The 12,879-nt window shown below is 73.8% G+C and carries 24 protein-coding genes, 1 tRNA gene and 2 pseudogenes; 12 read left to right on the top strand and 15 right to left on the bottom strand.

The window, feature by feature from the left end; all coding sequences use genetic code 11:
• Nucleotides 1–9: 9 nt before the first annotated feature.
• Together purE and purK are read right to left on the bottom strand one after the other, a co-directional pair.
• Nucleotides 10–474 (bottom strand): 5-(carboxyamino)imidazole ribonucleotide mutase, encoded by a 465-nt coding sequence (purE, locus tag ITJ85_RS11675; protein ID WP_217915958.1) that lies wholly within the window; start codon nucleotides 472–474, stop codon nucleotides 10–12.
• Between the two features lie 29 nt (nucleotides 475–503).
• Nucleotides 504–1,676 (bottom strand): 5-(carboxyamino)imidazole ribonucleotide synthase, encoded by a 1,173-nt coding sequence (gene purK, locus ITJ85_RS11670; protein WP_217913278.1) that lies wholly within the window; start codon nucleotides 1,674–1,676, stop codon nucleotides 504–506.
• 310 nt (nucleotides 1,677–1,986) lie between these two features.
• On the opposite strand from purK, the pseudogene ITJ85_RS17660 reads away from it, so the two are divergent.
• The 3 genes and pseudogenes from ITJ85_RS17660 to ITJ85_RS11655 form a co-directional block, all read left to right on the top strand.
• A pseudogene (locus tag ITJ85_RS17660) lies at nucleotides 1,987–2,136 on the top strand (hypothetical protein); the annotation flags it as partial.
• A 16-nt stretch (nucleotides 2,137–2,152) separates the two neighbouring features.
• The gene (locus ITJ85_RS11660) at nucleotides 2,153–2,353 is read left to right on the top strand and encodes a hypothetical protein (RefSeq protein ID WP_217913277.1); all 201 of its coding nucleotides are present in this window, start codon (nucleotides 2,153–2,155) and stop codon (nucleotides 2,351–2,353) included.
• Nucleotides 2,354–2,394: 41 nt separating this feature from the next.
• Nucleotides 2,395–2,467 (top strand) — tRNA-Val (locus ITJ85_RS11655).
• A 269-nt stretch (nucleotides 2,468–2,736) separates the two neighbouring features.
• Here ITJ85_RS11655 and ITJ85_RS17655 read toward each other — a convergent pair.
• The 13 genes and pseudogenes from ITJ85_RS17655 to ITJ85_RS11590 all read right to left on the bottom strand — a co-directional run.
• Nucleotides 2,737–3,117 (bottom strand): annotated as a pseudogene (locus ITJ85_RS17655) (site-specific integrase); the annotation flags it as partial.
• 602 nt (nucleotides 3,118–3,719) lie between these two features.
• Nucleotides 3,720–4,100: a helix-turn-helix domain-containing protein gene (locus tag ITJ85_RS11645; RefSeq protein WP_217913276.1), complete on the bottom strand. Its 381-nt coding sequence runs from the start codon at nucleotides 4,098–4,100 to the stop codon at nucleotides 3,720–3,722.
• Between the two features lie 5 nt (nucleotides 4,101–4,105).
• Complete coding sequence (locus ITJ85_RS11640; protein ID WP_217913275.1) at nucleotides 4,106–4,591, bottom strand: hypothetical protein; 486 nt, start codon at nucleotides 4,589–4,591, stop codon at nucleotides 4,106–4,108.
• Nucleotides 4,588–4,872, bottom strand: a complete 285-nt coding sequence (locus ITJ85_RS11635; RefSeq protein WP_217913274.1) for a hypothetical protein — start codon at nucleotides 4,870–4,872, stop codon at nucleotides 4,588–4,590. The genes ITJ85_RS11640 and ITJ85_RS11635 overlap by 4 nt, the downstream gene beginning before the upstream one ends.
• On the bottom strand, nucleotides 4,869–5,057 hold the full coding sequence (locus ITJ85_RS11630; RefSeq protein ID WP_217913273.1) for a hypothetical protein: 189 nt from the start codon (nucleotides 5,055–5,057) through the stop codon (nucleotides 4,869–4,871). The genes ITJ85_RS11635 and ITJ85_RS11630 overlap by 4 nt, the downstream gene beginning before the upstream one ends.
• Nucleotides 5,054–5,263: a hypothetical protein gene (locus tag ITJ85_RS11625; protein ID WP_217913272.1), complete on the bottom strand. Its 210-nt coding sequence runs from the start codon at nucleotides 5,261–5,263 to the stop codon at nucleotides 5,054–5,056. Before ITJ85_RS11625 ends, ITJ85_RS11630 begins: the two co-directional genes overlap by 4 nt.
• The gene (locus tag ITJ85_RS11620) at nucleotides 5,260–5,460 is read right to left on the bottom strand and encodes a hypothetical protein (protein ID WP_217913271.1); all 201 of its coding nucleotides are present in this window, start codon (nucleotides 5,458–5,460) and stop codon (nucleotides 5,260–5,262) included. Before ITJ85_RS11620 ends, ITJ85_RS11625 begins: the two co-directional genes overlap by 4 nt.
• Complete coding sequence (locus ITJ85_RS11615; RefSeq protein WP_217913270.1) at nucleotides 5,457–5,753, bottom strand: MarR family transcriptional regulator; 297 nt, start codon at nucleotides 5,751–5,753, stop codon at nucleotides 5,457–5,459. Before ITJ85_RS11615 ends, ITJ85_RS11620 begins: the two co-directional genes overlap by 4 nt.
• Entirely contained in the window at nucleotides 5,753–6,283 is a 531-nt protein-coding gene (locus ITJ85_RS11610; RefSeq protein ID WP_217913269.1) for a hypothetical protein, read from the bottom strand. Before ITJ85_RS11610 ends, ITJ85_RS11615 begins: the two co-directional genes overlap by 1 nt.
• On the bottom strand, nucleotides 6,280–6,645 hold the full coding sequence (locus ITJ85_RS11605; RefSeq protein WP_217913268.1) for a hypothetical protein: 366 nt from the start codon (nucleotides 6,643–6,645) through the stop codon (nucleotides 6,280–6,282). Before ITJ85_RS11605 ends, ITJ85_RS11610 begins: the two co-directional genes overlap by 4 nt.
• A complete protein-coding gene (locus ITJ85_RS11600; protein ID WP_217913267.1) occupies nucleotides 6,642–6,983 on the bottom strand; it encodes a hypothetical protein in 342 nt (113 codons plus the stop codon). Before ITJ85_RS11600 ends, ITJ85_RS11605 begins: the two co-directional genes overlap by 4 nt.
• Nucleotides 6,983–7,261 (bottom strand): hypothetical protein, encoded by a 279-nt coding sequence (locus ITJ85_RS11595; RefSeq protein ID WP_217913266.1) that lies wholly within the window; start codon nucleotides 7,259–7,261, stop codon nucleotides 6,983–6,985. The genes ITJ85_RS11600 and ITJ85_RS11595 overlap by 1 nt, the downstream gene beginning before the upstream one ends.
• A 5-nt stretch (nucleotides 7,262–7,266) precedes the next feature.
• On the bottom strand, nucleotides 7,267–7,590 hold the full coding sequence (locus ITJ85_RS11590; protein WP_217913265.1) for a helix-turn-helix domain-containing protein: 324 nt from the start codon (nucleotides 7,588–7,590) through the stop codon (nucleotides 7,267–7,269).
• 44 nt (nucleotides 7,591–7,634) lie between these two features.
• On the opposite strand from ITJ85_RS11590, the gene ITJ85_RS11585 reads away from it, so the two are divergent.
• From ITJ85_RS11585 to ITJ85_RS11545, 9 genes are all read left to right on the top strand, one after another.
• Nucleotides 7,635–8,021 (top strand): helix-turn-helix domain-containing protein, encoded by a 387-nt coding sequence (locus ITJ85_RS11585; protein WP_217913264.1) that lies wholly within the window; start codon nucleotides 7,635–7,637, stop codon nucleotides 8,019–8,021.
• A 310-nt stretch (nucleotides 8,022–8,331) separates the two neighbouring features.
• On the top strand, nucleotides 8,332–8,850 hold the full coding sequence (locus ITJ85_RS11580) for a PH domain-containing protein (RefSeq protein ID WP_217913263.1): 519 nt from the start codon (nucleotides 8,332–8,334) through the stop codon (nucleotides 8,848–8,850).
• Entirely contained in the window at nucleotides 8,850–9,056 is a 207-nt protein-coding gene (locus ITJ85_RS11575; RefSeq protein ID WP_217913262.1) for a hypothetical protein, read from the top strand. The genes ITJ85_RS11580 and ITJ85_RS11575 overlap by 1 nt, the downstream gene beginning before the upstream one ends.
• 73 nt (nucleotides 9,057–9,129) lie before the next feature.
• Nucleotides 9,130–9,378, top strand: coding sequence for a hypothetical protein (locus ITJ85_RS11570; protein WP_217913261.1), 249 nt, complete (start codon nucleotides 9,130–9,132; stop codon nucleotides 9,376–9,378).
• A gap of 121 nt (nucleotides 9,379–9,499) precedes the next feature.
• Nucleotides 9,500–10,999: a hypothetical protein gene (locus ITJ85_RS11565; RefSeq protein ID WP_217913260.1), complete on the top strand. Its 1,500-nt coding sequence runs from the start codon at nucleotides 9,500–9,502 to the stop codon at nucleotides 10,997–10,999.
• Nucleotides 10,999–11,943 carry a DNA adenine methylase gene (locus ITJ85_RS11560; protein ID WP_246496402.1) on the top strand — a complete coding sequence of 315 codons (945 nt, stop codon included), beginning with the start codon at nucleotides 10,999–11,001 and terminating at the stop codon, nucleotides 11,941–11,943. Before ITJ85_RS11565 ends, ITJ85_RS11560 begins: the two co-directional genes overlap by 1 nt.
• Before the next feature lie 61 nt (nucleotides 11,944–12,004).
• A complete protein-coding gene (locus tag ITJ85_RS11555) occupies nucleotides 12,005–12,220 on the top strand; it encodes a DUF4258 domain-containing protein (RefSeq protein ID WP_217913258.1) in 216 nt (71 codons plus the stop codon).
• Complete coding sequence (locus tag ITJ85_RS11550; RefSeq protein WP_217913257.1) at nucleotides 12,217–12,519, top strand: hypothetical protein; 303 nt, start codon at nucleotides 12,217–12,219, stop codon at nucleotides 12,517–12,519. Before ITJ85_RS11555 ends, ITJ85_RS11550 begins: the two co-directional genes overlap by 4 nt.
• A complete protein-coding gene (locus tag ITJ85_RS11545) occupies nucleotides 12,516–12,827 on the top strand; it encodes a toxin-antitoxin system HicB family antitoxin (RefSeq protein ID WP_217913256.1) in 312 nt (103 codons plus the stop codon). Before ITJ85_RS11550 ends, ITJ85_RS11545 begins: the two co-directional genes overlap by 4 nt.
• The last annotated feature ends 52 nt before the right edge of the window (nucleotides 12,828–12,879 follow it).

Here is a 12,879-nt window from a genome sequence, read left to right as displayed (position 1 = left end):
GCGCCGTGCTCAGCCCCCGCGCACCCTCGCGTCGGCCTCGCGGGCGGCGGCCGCCATCTCGGCGCGCGTCGCGGCGATGCGGCGCGCCAGGGCGGGGTCCGAGGTGGCGAGGATCTGCGCCGCGAGCAGGCCGGCGTTGCGGCCGCCGTCGATCGCCACCGTGGCCACCGGCACGCCGCGCGGCATCTGGACGATCGACAGCAGCGAGTCCATGCCGTCGAGCGCCGTGGTGCGCACCGGCACGCCGATCACGGGCAGGGTGGTGACGGCCGCGAGCATCCCCGGCAGGTGGGCCGCGCCGCCCGCCCCGGCCACGATCACCCGCAGGCCGCGATCGGCCGCCTCGCCACCGTAGGCGATCATGTCGTGCGGCGTCCGGTGCGCCGAGACCACGCGCACCTCGTGCGGCACCTCCAGCGCGGCCAGCACGTCGGCGGCCGCCGACATCACCGGCAGGTCGCTGTCGCTGCCCATCACGATCCCCACCACGGGCGCCTCCCCGGTCACAGGCCGACGGCCGCGGCGGCCCGGCGGGCCCGCGTCAGCGCGTCGGCGGGCGTGTCGCCGAGCGCGGTCACGTGGCCCATCTTGCGGCCCGGCCGCACCTCGGCCTTGTCGTACAGGTGCAGGTGCGCGCCCGGCACGGCGAGCGCGGCCGCCACGTCGGGCCGGGCGGGGCCGCGGGACGCGCCCAGCAGGTTGACCATCGCCGCGGCGGGCGTCCGCATGGCGACGTCGCCGAGCGGCAGGTCCAGCACCCCGCGCAGGTGGTTCTCGAACTGCGAGGTCTCGCAGGCCTCGATCGTGTAGTGGCCCGTGTTGTGCGGCCGCGGGGCGAGCTCGTTGACCAGGACGGCCCCGTCGGGCAGCAGGAACATCTCGACGCCCGTCACCCCCAGGCCCGAGGCCGCGGCCGCGGCGGCGAGGGCGACCTCGCCGGCGCGGGCGAGCGTGGCGGCGGGGGCGGGGGCGGGGGCGACCACCTCGTGGCAGACGTGGTTCTTCTGCACGGTCTCGACGACGGGGTAGGCCGCCACCGCCCCGCCGGGCGAGCGCGCCACCATCGCGGCCAGCTCACGCTCGAAGGCGACCATCCCCTCCACCAGCACGCCCTCCCCGGCGTCGAGGCGGGCGAACGCCTCGCGCGCCGCCGCCTCGTCGGCGCAGGTCGCGTTGCCGTAGCCGTCGTAGCCCAGCTTGCGCGCCTTCAGCATCAGCGGCCAGCCGAGGTCCCGACCCGCGGCGGCGAGGTCGCCCGGCCCGTCGGCCACGACGTAGGGCGCGGTGGGCAGGCCGTCGTCGCGCAGCAGCTCCTTCTGCAGCGCCTTGTCCTGCACGCGGGCGAGGACGGCGGGCGAGGGGCGCACCGGGGTCCCGGCGGCCTCCACCGCGGCCAGCGCCCCGGCGTCGACGAACTCGTTCTCGAGCGTCACCACGGCCGCTGCCTCGCCGAGCGCCGCGACCGCCTCGGCGTCGTGCCAGTCGCCGGGCACCACCCCGGCGGCCATCGGCCCCGCCGGCTCGTCGGGCGCGCCGAGCACCGCCACGCGGATGCCGAGCGGCCACGCGGCCAGACAGGTCATGCGGGCGAGCTGGCCGGCGCCCGCGATGCCGACGTCGTAGCGGCCGCGGCGCGCGGCGGCCGGGGTCGCGTCCTGCGGCGAGGGGGTCGGCACGCGGGGCACGCTACAGGCGTCCCTCGCCGTCCCGCAATCGCCGCCGCTCATGGTCGCGGCGCTCGGCGCGATGGGGGCGCCGTGCCCCTGCTCGCGCCGGCACCACCGCCGCTCGCCGCCGCCGCCGTCCCGGCGCGCATGCCGTCGCCGGCGGGCCGCGCGGGTCAGCCGAGGACGGGCGGCGGCGTGGCCGCGTCGAGGGGCTGCTGAAGGGCCACGGAGAGGTTGCCGGCGGCGGGGCCGCGTCCCGGCCGCCCCCGCCACTCGCCTGGCCCTCCGCGCGCCCGGCACATGATCCACCCACGACGGCCAGCCGGCCGAGCGCGCGGAGCTGCTGCGCGACCTCGGCGACTCGCTGCAGGCGTGGCAGGCCGACCTCGCCGCGCGCGGGCTCGCGCACCGCGTGACCACGCTCGTCTGGAGCGGGTTCGGCCGTCGCCCCGAGGGCAACGAGTCCGACGGCACGGATCGGCCTCGTGCTGCTGGTCGGCGACCGGGCGAACGGCGGCATCCGCTCCGAGTTCCCCGGCCTCGCGCGCCTGGACGAGGACGACAACCTGCTCGTCACCACCGAGTTCCGCACCGTCCACGCCAGCCCGCTCGAGGGCTGGCTCCGCGCCGAGGCGGCCCGCGTGCTGCCGGGCATCCACGGGGCGCGGCTGCCGCTGGTGCGGTAGCTCGGACGGCGGGCCGGAGGCTGCTAGTGTCTGCGGCCGCGGGGCGTTTAGCTCAGTTGGGAGAGCACCAGCTCGACAAGCTGGGGGTCACTGGTTCGAGCCCAGTAACGCCCATCCCGCTCGTCATCGGGGTTCTCGGCCCCGTCGCCCTCCCCCTCACCGGAGGGAGTGCGCAACTTTTGCGCAACCGAGGATGCGTCGGCGTCGCCGGTGGGGCCGGGAGCACCAGCGCCCGCCGCGGCGGCCAGCTCGGCCGCGACGGCCGCCCGGGCGTCGGCCACGGCCTCGACGAGCGAGACCTTGTCGCGGCCCTTCCACTCGGCGAACTCGTGGGCGTAGTGCTCCAGGGTCGTGCGCGCCGAGGCGTGGCGCATGGCGCGCTGCACCTCAAGGATGTCGCGGCCCTCGTGGATGAGGAGCGAGCCGAAGGTGTGGCGGCAGTCGTAGGGGGTCGCCTGCGCGACCTCGGCCTCGAAGCGGGCGGGGTGCCAGACCTTCGCGCGCCAGTAGCGCAGGGTCATGACCCCGTCGCCCTGGCGGCTCGGCACCACCAGGTCGTCGCCGGACGCGGGCTGCAGGGCCCGCCGCCAGGAGGCGAGGTCCTCGGCCAGCGGCGGCACGATCTCGACGGTCGCGCCCGGGCCGGTCTTCGTGCCCTTGATCTTCCCGCCGGTCGCGGCCTGCTCGATGAGGAGCACGCGCTCGCCGACGTGGCGCCACTGGAGGGCGAAGACCTCCTCGGGCCGCAGGCCGGCCAGATACATGAGCGAGACCACCAGGGCGTCGCGCTCGCCCATGCGGGCGCGGATGCGCTCCAGCACGACGGGCGGGTGGGCGCGGTGCTTCGAGGGCTTGTGGGGCAGCCGGCGGATGTCCCGACACGGGTTCTCGGGGATCAGCTCGTCGTCGACCGCGTAGCCCAGGAAGGCCGAGAGCACGGTCATGACGGCGTTGGCGCGGTTGGCGGTGGCGACCCGGCGGCGGCCGTTGACGCGCACGCCCTCCTCGCGCATCTGAGCCCGGAACTCGCGCACCCGCGCGCGGTTCATGTCGCGCAGCGGCACGTCGCCGATCAGCGGCAGGATCCAGGAGTCGAGGACGTCGGCCCAGGTCTCCTTGGTCGTGTCGGCCCAGGCGACGCCGCGCTGGCGCCAGCAGCGGCGCACGTAGTCGCGCAGCGGCAGGTCCGAGGCCTCTGAAGGCGCGAAGCCGCCGAGCTGGCGTCGGCGGCGCAGCTGCGCCTTGATTTCCCCGTCGAAGGCGACCGCCTCGGCCTGGGTGTCGAAAGTGCGCTGGCGGTGCCGGCCCTCCTCCTCCCAGCGCGCCACCCAGCGGGTGCGGCGGCCCAGCTTGCGCTTCTGGACGCTCATCGGCCGCCGCCCGGGGTAGCGCTCTCGCGCGAAGGCAGGCCGCGCGCCATGCGGGCGAACTCGCCGCGCGGCTGGCGGGCGCGGGGCGGCGGAGTGGTGCGGGCCGCGGACCGGCCGGCGCGCGCCGCTGCGTCCGGGTCGTGGCGCAGCTGCTCGAGGTCCTCGACGCTCACGCGGATGGCGCGCCCGATGCGCATCGCCGGGAGGGTGCCCGCGCGCACCTGGCGCCAGAGGGTCCGGTAGGAGACGCCGAGGCGCTCGGCGGCCTCGTGGAGCGTGAGGTGCTGGGGCACGGCGGCCTCGGGCGCGGGCGGCTGGGGGCCCGGCGCGGCGGCGGCGGGGTGGCCGTCCATGGCTGCGCGCTCGCGGGTCGTCACGCCGCTCAGGCCTCCACGCCCGCGGCCTCGAGGGCGGCCGCCTCGACGGGGGAGTGGCCGTTGCCGTGCGGGACGCCGACGAGGCGCCAGAGGTCGCGGTGCTCGTCGTCGCGTGCGACGCGGGGGCTGGCGCCCTGCGCGAGCGAACCGAGGCGGCGGGCGAGGTCGGTGCGGTCCATCGCGAGCTCGACGCTCATCGTGTCGAGCGTCGCGGGTCCCCGATCGCGGAGGAAGTCGAGCACGGCCTGCGTGTCGGGCGCGAGCGGGCCCGAAGCCCGCCGGCGCGGCCCGCCGGGGCGGGCCACCGGAGAGGCGGGCTTGCGGCGCCTGCGGGCCGGCTTCGCCTCGATGCCGAGCTCGTCCATGATCGCCACGACCTCCGCCTTCGCGCCGTCGATCTGCGCCGGCAGCTGCTCCTGCACCTTCACGAGCTTCTCCAGGCGGTCGATCGCCGCGGCCAGGCGCTGGCCGGTGGACTGGTCAGTGCTCATGTGCGCCTCCTGGACGCGGCGGTCTCAGCGGTGCGGGCGGGCGCGGGCAGGCGGCAGTAGCGCGCCACCTCCGCGTACAGCCTCGCGAGCGCCTCGGTGGGGGTGGGGCCCTGGGCCTCCAGGGCGAAGTCGCGTCGGCCGACGGTCGCCACCCAGAGCGGCTCGCCCTCGCCGGAGCCCGTGCGCGCGAAGGCGCCGGCCCGCTCGACGTGGAGGTCCCAGTCGCGGCGGGCGCAGACGATCGGCAGCTCGTGCAGCGGATCGAGGGCGGTCGTGATCACGCGGCCCGCCGGAGGTCGACGAGGTCCTCGCCCTCGGGGGCGTGCGGGTCCTCGACCTGGATGATGCGCGGGTCGCCCGAGTCGCCGAGGACCGCGCCCGGGTAGGCGCGGGAGAGGCCGGCCAGCACGCGGGCGACGTCGTCGGCGTCCATCGGGAGGGCGACCAGGGCGACGACGCGGCTCACGACCACCACCGGGCGAGGACGCTGCCGGGCACCACGGCGCCGTCGCGGCGCCGGAGCTCGCGCATCACGCGGCTGAGCGCGATGCGGCGGACCGTCCCCGACGGGGCGAGCAGCGCCGACAGCGGGACGCTGGCGGCCCGGGTGCCGGCGCGGCCGCGGACGTGGAGCACGTCCGTCGTCGAGTCGTTCTCGTAGACGTAGATCACGGGCGTCCCTCCGGCCATTCCTGACGACGGCAGTAGCGGCGGTGGCGGCGGGCGAGGCCGAAGGCGGTCCAGACCTCGCGGCCGCAGCGCAGGCAGCGCTCGAGGCGGCCCGCGTGCGGGTGCACGCCGACCTCGACCATGGTGGGCCGGCGCTCACTGCGCAGCGGCACGAGGAGCTGGGGCGCGGCGGCCATCACGCCTGGGCCATCCGCTCCTCGCCGCCGACCGGGACAACGGGCTCGCGCCAGCGCCAGCCCTCACCGGAGGGGCCGGGAGCGCGCTCGACGAGGCCCTGGTCGCGGAGCTCCTCGCAAGCCTCCATGACGGTCTGCGTCGGGACGTGGCGGCCGCGGCCGACGGTGATCGCGAGATACGTCGGCGTGCGGCTGCCGGCATCGGGACGCGCCCAGAAGGCGTCGTGATCCCGGGCGGCGTAGAGGGCGCCGACCAGGCGCTCGCGGACGATCGTCATGGGGACGTCGTTGGGCATCAGCAGCCCGTTCCCGTCCACTCGCCGCGCCGGCCCTGCGCCCACATCCACGCGGCCGCGTGCGCCTGCACGTCCTGGCGCGACCAGTCGAGCCCGGCGTAGGGCGTCGAGAGGAAGGTGCCGCGCATGAACTGGAAGGACGAGTAGGCGCCGCTGCCGGCCGTGTTCGGGCGGGTGTTGTGGCGGGCCCGCCGCTCGGCCGTGCGGTAGCCCTCGGTCAGCGCGCAGCGCCGCAGCGCGCGCCAGTCCTGGCCGTGGGCGATCGCCGCCAGCTGCAGCGACACGCGGAAGTCGGGGTGGCGGGCGAGCGTGGCCCGCAGCGAGCGGACCTCGCGCCGCGCCGCGCGCCAGCCCTCGACGGCGATGACGAACTTCGCGTGGGGGACCGTGCGCGCCTTGGGCGCGATCTCCGCGATCGCGGGCTCGGGTGCGGCCGAGGGGCGGTCACCGGCGCCCGCGGCCCACGCCACGCCGGCTCCCGCGCCGCCGGCGGCCACGGCGGCCGTCGCGATGGCGACGAACCGCCTCACGCCCGCTCCACGCCGGCGGCGACCGCCGCCAGGTCGTCCTGCTCGAGCTCCTCGAAGCCGCGCGCGAACTCGTCGAGCCAGTCGGCGAGCCGCGTGCGCTCGTCCTCGGCCATCTCGCCGATCGTCCCGCGCGGCTCCACGCCGGCGGCCAGGAAGACCGCTACGGCGCGCGGCGGGTGGCTGAGCCCCGGGACCATCCGCACGAGGTAGAAGCGGGACCACTCGCCGACCCAGGGGCCGGGGTCGCGCAGCTGCGCCGCGACCGCGCGCAGGGCGGGCACCGGGCCGATGTCGGTGAGCCGGTGCAGGAACGCCCTGCGGGCGCGGATGGTCGGCAGCAGATCCTCGGGGCGGCGCGTCACGACAGGGCCCCCAGGAGGGCGCGGATGACGAGCGCGATCGCGAGCCAGGAGCCGATCACCGTGATGGCGAAGAGCGCCACGGCGGCGGGCCAGCGCAGCCGGCGGTCGAGCAGCGCGCGGGCGCGGTCGCGAAGGGGAGGCCGGGCGAGGCCCGCCTCGAGGGCGACCTCGTCGATCGCCGCGCCGAGGTCGCGGTGGCCGTCGCGCAGCGCCTGCAGGACGGGCGGCGTCAGGCCTTCGCGCTCGGCCCGGACGCGGATGGCGTCGACGAACCAGACGGCCAGGGCGAGATCGACCGAGGACTGGAGGCGGCGGGGCGCGGTGCTGGTCGTGGCCATCACGCGGCCGCCGCGAGCCCGGAGGCCTCGGGGCGGCGCCGGCGCTCGGTGACGCCGTCCCAGCCGACCCGCTCGCGCTGGAGCGCGGCGATCGCCTCGTCGATGCGGCGCTGGTTCTCCTGCGCCTCCCGGTAGACGCGCGCGAGCTGCGCGCCGTGGTCCTGGTAGGTGCTGGCGGCGCCCTGGAGCTGCTCGACGAACAGGCGGCCCGCCATGCCGGCGTCCCGCATGACCGTCTCGAGGTCGGGCCGCCGGCCCGAGTTCGAGTTGCCCGCCATGTCGGCTACCCTCTTTCTGCGCCGGCCGCGGTGGTCTCTGCCAGGAGATCGCGGCCGGCGCCGTCGTTTGGATTTTCGCCACGGCCCGTCGAGGCGCTGTCAGCCTCCTGGCCATGGAGCGAATCGAGCGGGACGCCGAGAGCGGTCGCGATAGCGCGCCAGGTCTCCTCGCGCGTCTCGTGGCGGCCGTGCTCGGCGCGGTAGACCGTCGCCACGGAGACGCCGGCCTCGCGGGCGAGGCCCTCGAGGGAAAGCTTCCGCTGCCTGCGCAGACGCCTCAGCGGCGACTCGCCGATGGGGCGGCGCGGCGTTTCCGCGTGACTAGACATGCATGTATGGAACCATGACTAGACACGCGGGTCAAGCCCCGGATGTGCTGGCCGCGCTGGTGGCCATGCATGACTATGCACGCATGGCCAGCCGCACCGAGTTAGCCCAGACGCTGCGTGACGCGCGCACGAGCCGGGGGCTGACCCAGCAGAAGGTGGCAACGGCCCTCGAGGTGCCGTTCACCTACGTCAGCCGTTGGGAGCGGGCCGAAGTGCGGCCTGACTCGAAGCACCTCGAGAAGTTGGCGAGGTTCTACGAGCTCGACCTGGTCGAGCTCATCCGCATGCGGAACGAGGCTCCGAGCGGGCGGTCAGCGGCTACTTCACCAGCCGGAGAGCCGGAGGCGCGCCATCCCGCGGACGTGATGCGCGACGCCCTGGAGGATCAAGAGCGCGAGCGACGACGTCGCGGCACTCGTAGAGCCGGCTGATCCAGGGGTCGTCGGCGAGCTCGTAGGCCTCGGCCAGCATGAGGGCCTTATCGATGTCCGCCAGGAACATCATCTGCACGGCCCTCACCCCGTCCTCGCGGGTGAAAATCGGCGCGGCGTCAGGACGATTCGTCGCCATGCCCGCCGGATCTTGTCCCATGTGCGAGGTGATGCAAAGTCGCCCCCGACAAGTTCCGCTGGATCGCGGATAGTTCTCTACGTTCGTCGGACGAAACTACCCCGCCGGGTAGGCGCCTCCGGCGCGCGCCTCATGGGACGCTCGTTGCGCACGCGAACGGAGAGGTGAGGCGTGGAACGGATCAGCGAGCTGGCGAACCAGAAGCTCCGGTCGACGGTGGGGCGCGGCCGCGAGCTGCGGGCGCTTCCGGAAATCCTCGGCGACCGCGAGCAGGTGCTGAATCTCGCCGGGGGCGAATACGACGGCAACATGGGGCTTCTCGTGGTCACAGACCGCCGGGTCATCTTCTTCGATAAGGGCCTGATGCGGTCGAGGCAGGAGGACTTCCCGTACGAGCGCATCAGCTCGGTCCAGACGGAGACCAAGCTGATGTACGGGCGCCTCACGATCTTCGCCTCGGGCAACAAGGCCATCATCTCGAAGGTCGATCCGAAGGCACGGGTGGGCGAGATCGGCGACTACATTCGGGCGCGGATCAGCGGCGGTCCAGCGACCCCGGCGTCGGCGCCCGATCAAGCCGCCACGTCGCCCCACGACCGGCTGCGGAAGCTGAAAGACCTTCACGAGGAGGGGCTCCTCACGGACGCGGAGTACGAGCAGAAGCGGTCCGCCGCGCTCGCGGAGCTGTGATGAGGCTCCGCCTCTACACGCTCGGCCGTCTCGGTCTCTGCGCCCTCGCCAGCGCCGCCGTCGTCGCCGGCTGCAGCGACACGCCCGCCGACAGCGTGCGCGACGCGCAGGACGAGGTGAAGCGAGTCCGCGACCAGCAGGCGTGCGCCCGCTACGGGCTGCCGTCCGAGCGCCTGGCGTGTCGCGAGGAGCGGGGGCTCGACTAGTGCGGCTGACGGTGACGACGCCGCTCAAGCTGCCCTGGTTGATCGTGGCCGAGATCTGGCGGCCGGCGGGCTGATGGGCGCGCCGCTCGTCACCAGCCTCGAGCAGCTCATCCAGGCGATGGATGCGCAGGGCTTCGACTGGAAGCCCGATGAGCGCATGTTCATGCCGCGGCCCAACCGGACGGAGCGAGGGATGCCAGTCCCGCTCACGGTACGCGAGGCCCTGCGGTGGATCGAGCCATCCCACTACCTCGACCGCAGCAACGAGCAACGCGGTGACCGGCCGCTGCCGCCCGTTCAGTGGCCGGACTGGGCGTGGTGAGCGGGTCAGCGGCACCCGCCTGCCCTAAGTGCGGCGGGCCCACGACCGCGGGCGTGGTGACGACGCAGAGTCGAGGGCTCCGTCCCGGCCGACGGCTGGCGCGCGTGGTCAGCTCGCCGGTGTGGCGCTGCGAGCGCTGCGGGCACGGTCCGCCGACCCCGGTGACACCCGCTTGATCGACACGACCCAGTGGGAACGCCGGCGCGCGCACGTCCTCAACGATCTGCGATTGGATCCGCGCAACGTGCGCTTGGGGCTGGCGGAAGAGGTGTCCCAAGCGGAGATTCGTCAGGAGCTCTTCGCTGAGCACAGGGCCTACGAACTCCTCAAGGCGATCGTGGAGGTCGGCTACTTCACGCAAGAGACGCCGGTCGCTGTCCGTGACGATGAAATCTTCGTCGTCGTTGAGGGGAACCGACGGCTTGCGGCGCTACAGGCGATATGCAGCCCGCCCACCGTACCGGCGTACGAGTCGCGGATTCGTCGACTGACCGCAGGGCTGGGCAACGACCGGCGCGACGCGTTGGAGACGATCGAGATCCTCGTCGCCCCCGACCGCGAAGAAGCAGACGAGCTGATCGCCGCGCTGCACACGAGCAACCCCCGCCAGCCGTGGACGCCGGTGCGCCAGGCGGCGTTCTTTCGGGACCGGCTCCGGGTCGGCCGGACCCTGGACGAACTCGTCCGCCGCTACCCGACGATCGACGTGAAGAGCTTCGTCTTGGGCGCCCGGGTGATGGAGGCGTTCGAGGCCGTCGACTACGTCGACCCCGCCTTGCGTGAGTTTGTGCGCTCGCGCCGTTGGCAGAGGAGCTACTCGACGCTCGAGCGGCTCTTCCAGTCGCGCGCGTTCCTCGAGGTCACCGGCCTGCGCCTGGGCGACACCGGGGGCCTCGAGCTCCGAGTCTCCAAGGCCGCCTGGGAGAGGATGGCCGAGCACATCGTGGCCGGCATCAGTTCCAATCGCCTCAACACTCGCACGCTCAACGAGACGGGCGCGGGCGCCCAGGGGCGATTCGCAGAGCTGATCGCCGAGCTCGAGTCCATGAGGGGGCGCCGGCGCGCGAAGCACCAGCCGCTGGTCACGCCGCCGGCCGGCGGCGAGGCGGAGCCTGCTCGAGGCGCCGAGCAGGCGCCGCCGCCCGAGCCGGCGCCTCGTCGCCCGCGCCGCAGCAGCCCGAGGTATCTCGACATCCCCTCGGTGCCGGCAGGCTTCCCGAGCGGGATGCGCGCGCTCTACGAAGAACTCGGTCGCATCGACGTGAACCAGTTCCCCAACCTCACCGCCTTCGGCCTCAGGGCCCTCCTCGAGCGGACCATCAAGGCCTTCGCCGAGGTCAAGAGCGAGAAGATCCCCGCCAAGCGCGGACAGGTCTCTCTGGACGACTGCCTGCGCTGGCTCGAGAAGCGGTTGGACGAAGAGGGCGACACGACCCGCCGCCAGGCTGCCGGCAAGCTGCGCACCAGTCGACTGGCAACCCTGCGTTCCGACGACCCGGTTGTAGGGGCCGACCTGCTGAACGCCGCGAGCCACAATCACACCATCGCCTTCGAGCCCGACGAGGCGCGGCGCGCATGGGACTCAATGCAGCCGATCGTGGCCTATATGGTCGGCCCGTGATGGCCAGACGGAGCCGCATACCGAAGCGACCCCGCCTGTCGCCGTTGCGCTATCCCGGTGGCAAATCGGCGCTCTACCCTCGGCTTCAGTACTACATCCGCAGCCGCCGTCTCTCTGAGGGCGTGTATGTCGAGCCCTACGCAGGCGGCGCCGGCGCGGCGATCAGCCTGTTGGTTACCGGTGAGGTCGCGCGGATCGTTATCAACGACCTCGACCCAGCGATCGCCGCGTTCTGGAGCTTCCTTGTCGAGGATCCCGACGAGATGTCCAAACGCGTCGCCGAGACGCCGCTCACGGTCGAGGAGTGGCGCCGTCAGAAGGAGATCCACAGCGCCGGCCCGAGCGCAGCGAGCCGCGACGAGCTGGGCTTCGCGACCTTCTATCTGAACCGCACGAACCGATCTGGGGTGCTGAACGGGGGGCCGATCGGGGGGCTCGACCAGAGCGGTCCCTACAAGATTGACGCCCGGTTCAACCGAGAGGCGCTGCTCGAGCGACTTCGCTTGGTCGGTGTGCACGCGAGTCGCATCACGGTGAGCTGTCGCGACGGCGCGGAGGTGATCGCCGACTACGTCTGCCGAGACGACGCCCTCATCTACGCGGACCCGCCGTATTTCGACAAGGCCGGCTCCCTGTACATGAACTCGTTCGGCGCTTCGGAGCACGAGAGGCTCGCGGCCGTCCTCAACAACGCCGCCGACGCCAGATGGCTGCTCACGTACGACGACCACCCCAGGGTGCGAGAGCTGTATCCGGAGCGGCGGCTCAGGCTCCTCAGCCTCAACTACTCCGCGCGCCGGGTTATGCGAGCGACTGAGGTTGCGGTCTTCTCCGACGGGTTCGGTGAGATCGACGCAGGCTGGGCGTACGACCATTCCGCCGATGGGTCGGGGCGTTCTCAGGTCGACGACGCGGCCGCGCTCCAGCGTCCCGCCGCTGGCTGAACACCGGGGGATGCTATCGCCCGCGCTTGCGTGATGCTATCGCGAGCGCTATCATCATCCCATGAAGTTCAACCGCCACTCGCGCCGCCGGATGAAGCTGTACGGCATCACGGAGGCCGAGGTGGCGGCCGTCGTCTCGTCGCCCGACGCCGAGCAGGACGCCGACGAGCAGGGCAACCCGCGCTACACCGCCCGCGTCGGCGGTCGGGTCGTCCGGGTGGTGATCTCGGCCGACGACCCGGAGATGGTGAAGTCCGTCTTCCCGAGAAGGGGGTGAGCAGGATGCGCGCGCTCTACGACACCGAGGCCGGTGCGCTCGCGATCGACTTCGAGGAGCCCGCCGGGCAGGCGCGCTACGGCGACGAGCTCGGGCGCGGCCTGGTGGTCGCCGTGGCTGAGGGTGGACGAGCGGTCAGCGTCGAGGTGCTCGACCCGGGCGACGAGCTCGACGAGCTGCTCGGGCTCGCTGCCGAGCGCTACGGGCTCGACGCCGGCGCGCTGCGGGCAGCGGCGCGCTCGGCGCTCGCCGTGCCGGACCGCGAGGTGACGCTCGACGTCGCGCGGAGCGCGGCATGAACGCCGACGGCCAGCCGTCGGGGCGGATCCTGTTGAGGCTGCCGCGGGGCCTGCATGCCCGCCTGATCGACGAGGCGCACCGGGAGGGCGTGTCCCTCAACCAGTTCGCCGTCGCGGCGCTCGCCGGCGCCGTCGGCTGGCGGTTGCAGGACGGGGACACGTCGCGGCTCGCGGTCGAGCTCGCCGACGGGACGACGATCGCGACCGAGTCCATCTCGATCGAGCACCCGAGCGGCGTCCTCACCATCCCCGACCACGAGCCGTTCCGGCCGGGCGAGTGGGTGAAGATCCACGACCGGCGCGACTGACCGCATCAATGCGCCGGTCGACGACGAGAGGGCGCCCTCGGGCGCCCTCTCG

This window comes from Miltoncostaea marina (assembly GCF_018141525.1).
Taxonomy (GTDB): Bacteria; Actinomycetota; Thermoleophilia; order Miltoncostaeales; family Miltoncostaeaceae; genus Miltoncostaea; species Miltoncostaea marina.
This window is presented reverse-complemented; position numbering and strand designations above follow the sequence as displayed.

Excerpts from the sequence above, each read along its gene's own strand:
- ITJ85_RS11600 (WP_217913267.1), bottom strand. The coding sequence starts at position 6,983 with ATGGCCACGACCAGCACCGCGCCCCGCCGCCTCCAGTCCTCGGTCGAT.
- ITJ85_RS11555 (WP_217913258.1), top strand. The coding sequence starts at position 12,005 with ATGAAGTTCAACCGCCACTCGCGCCGCCGGATGAAGCTGTACGGCATC.
- ITJ85_RS11575 (WP_217913262.1), top strand. The coding sequence starts at position 8,850 with ATGAGGCTCCGCCTCTACACGCTCGGCCGTCTCGGTCTCTGCGCCCTC.
- ITJ85_RS11595 (WP_217913266.1), bottom strand. The coding sequence starts at position 7,261 with ATGGCGGGCAACTCGAACTCGGGCCGGCGGCCCGACCTCGAGACGGTC.
- ITJ85_RS11560 (WP_246496402.1), top strand. The coding sequence starts at position 10,999 with ATGGCCAGACGGAGCCGCATACCGAAGCGACCCCGCCTGTCGCCGTTG.
- ITJ85_RS11590 (WP_217913265.1), bottom strand. The coding sequence starts at position 7,590 with ATGTCTAGTCACGCGGAAACGCCGCGCCGCCCCATCGGCGAGTCGCCG.
- ITJ85_RS11570 (WP_217913261.1), top strand. The coding sequence starts at position 9,130 with ATGGGCGCGCCGCTCGTCACCAGCCTCGAGCAGCTCATCCAGGCGATG.
- ITJ85_RS11615 (WP_217913270.1), bottom strand. The coding sequence starts at position 5,753 with ATGCCCAACGACGTCCCCATGACGATCGTCCGCGAGCGCCTGGTCGGC.
- purE (WP_217915958.1), bottom strand. The coding sequence starts at position 474 with ATGGGCAGCGACAGCGACCTGCCGGTGATGTCGGCGGCCGCCGACGTG.
- ITJ85_RS11545 (WP_217913256.1), top strand. The coding sequence starts at position 12,516 with ATGAACGCCGACGGCCAGCCGTCGGGGCGGATCCTGTTGAGGCTGCCG.
- ITJ85_RS11640 (WP_217913275.1), bottom strand. The coding sequence starts at position 4,591 with ATGAGCACTGACCAGTCCACCGGCCAGCGCCTGGCCGCGGCGATCGAC.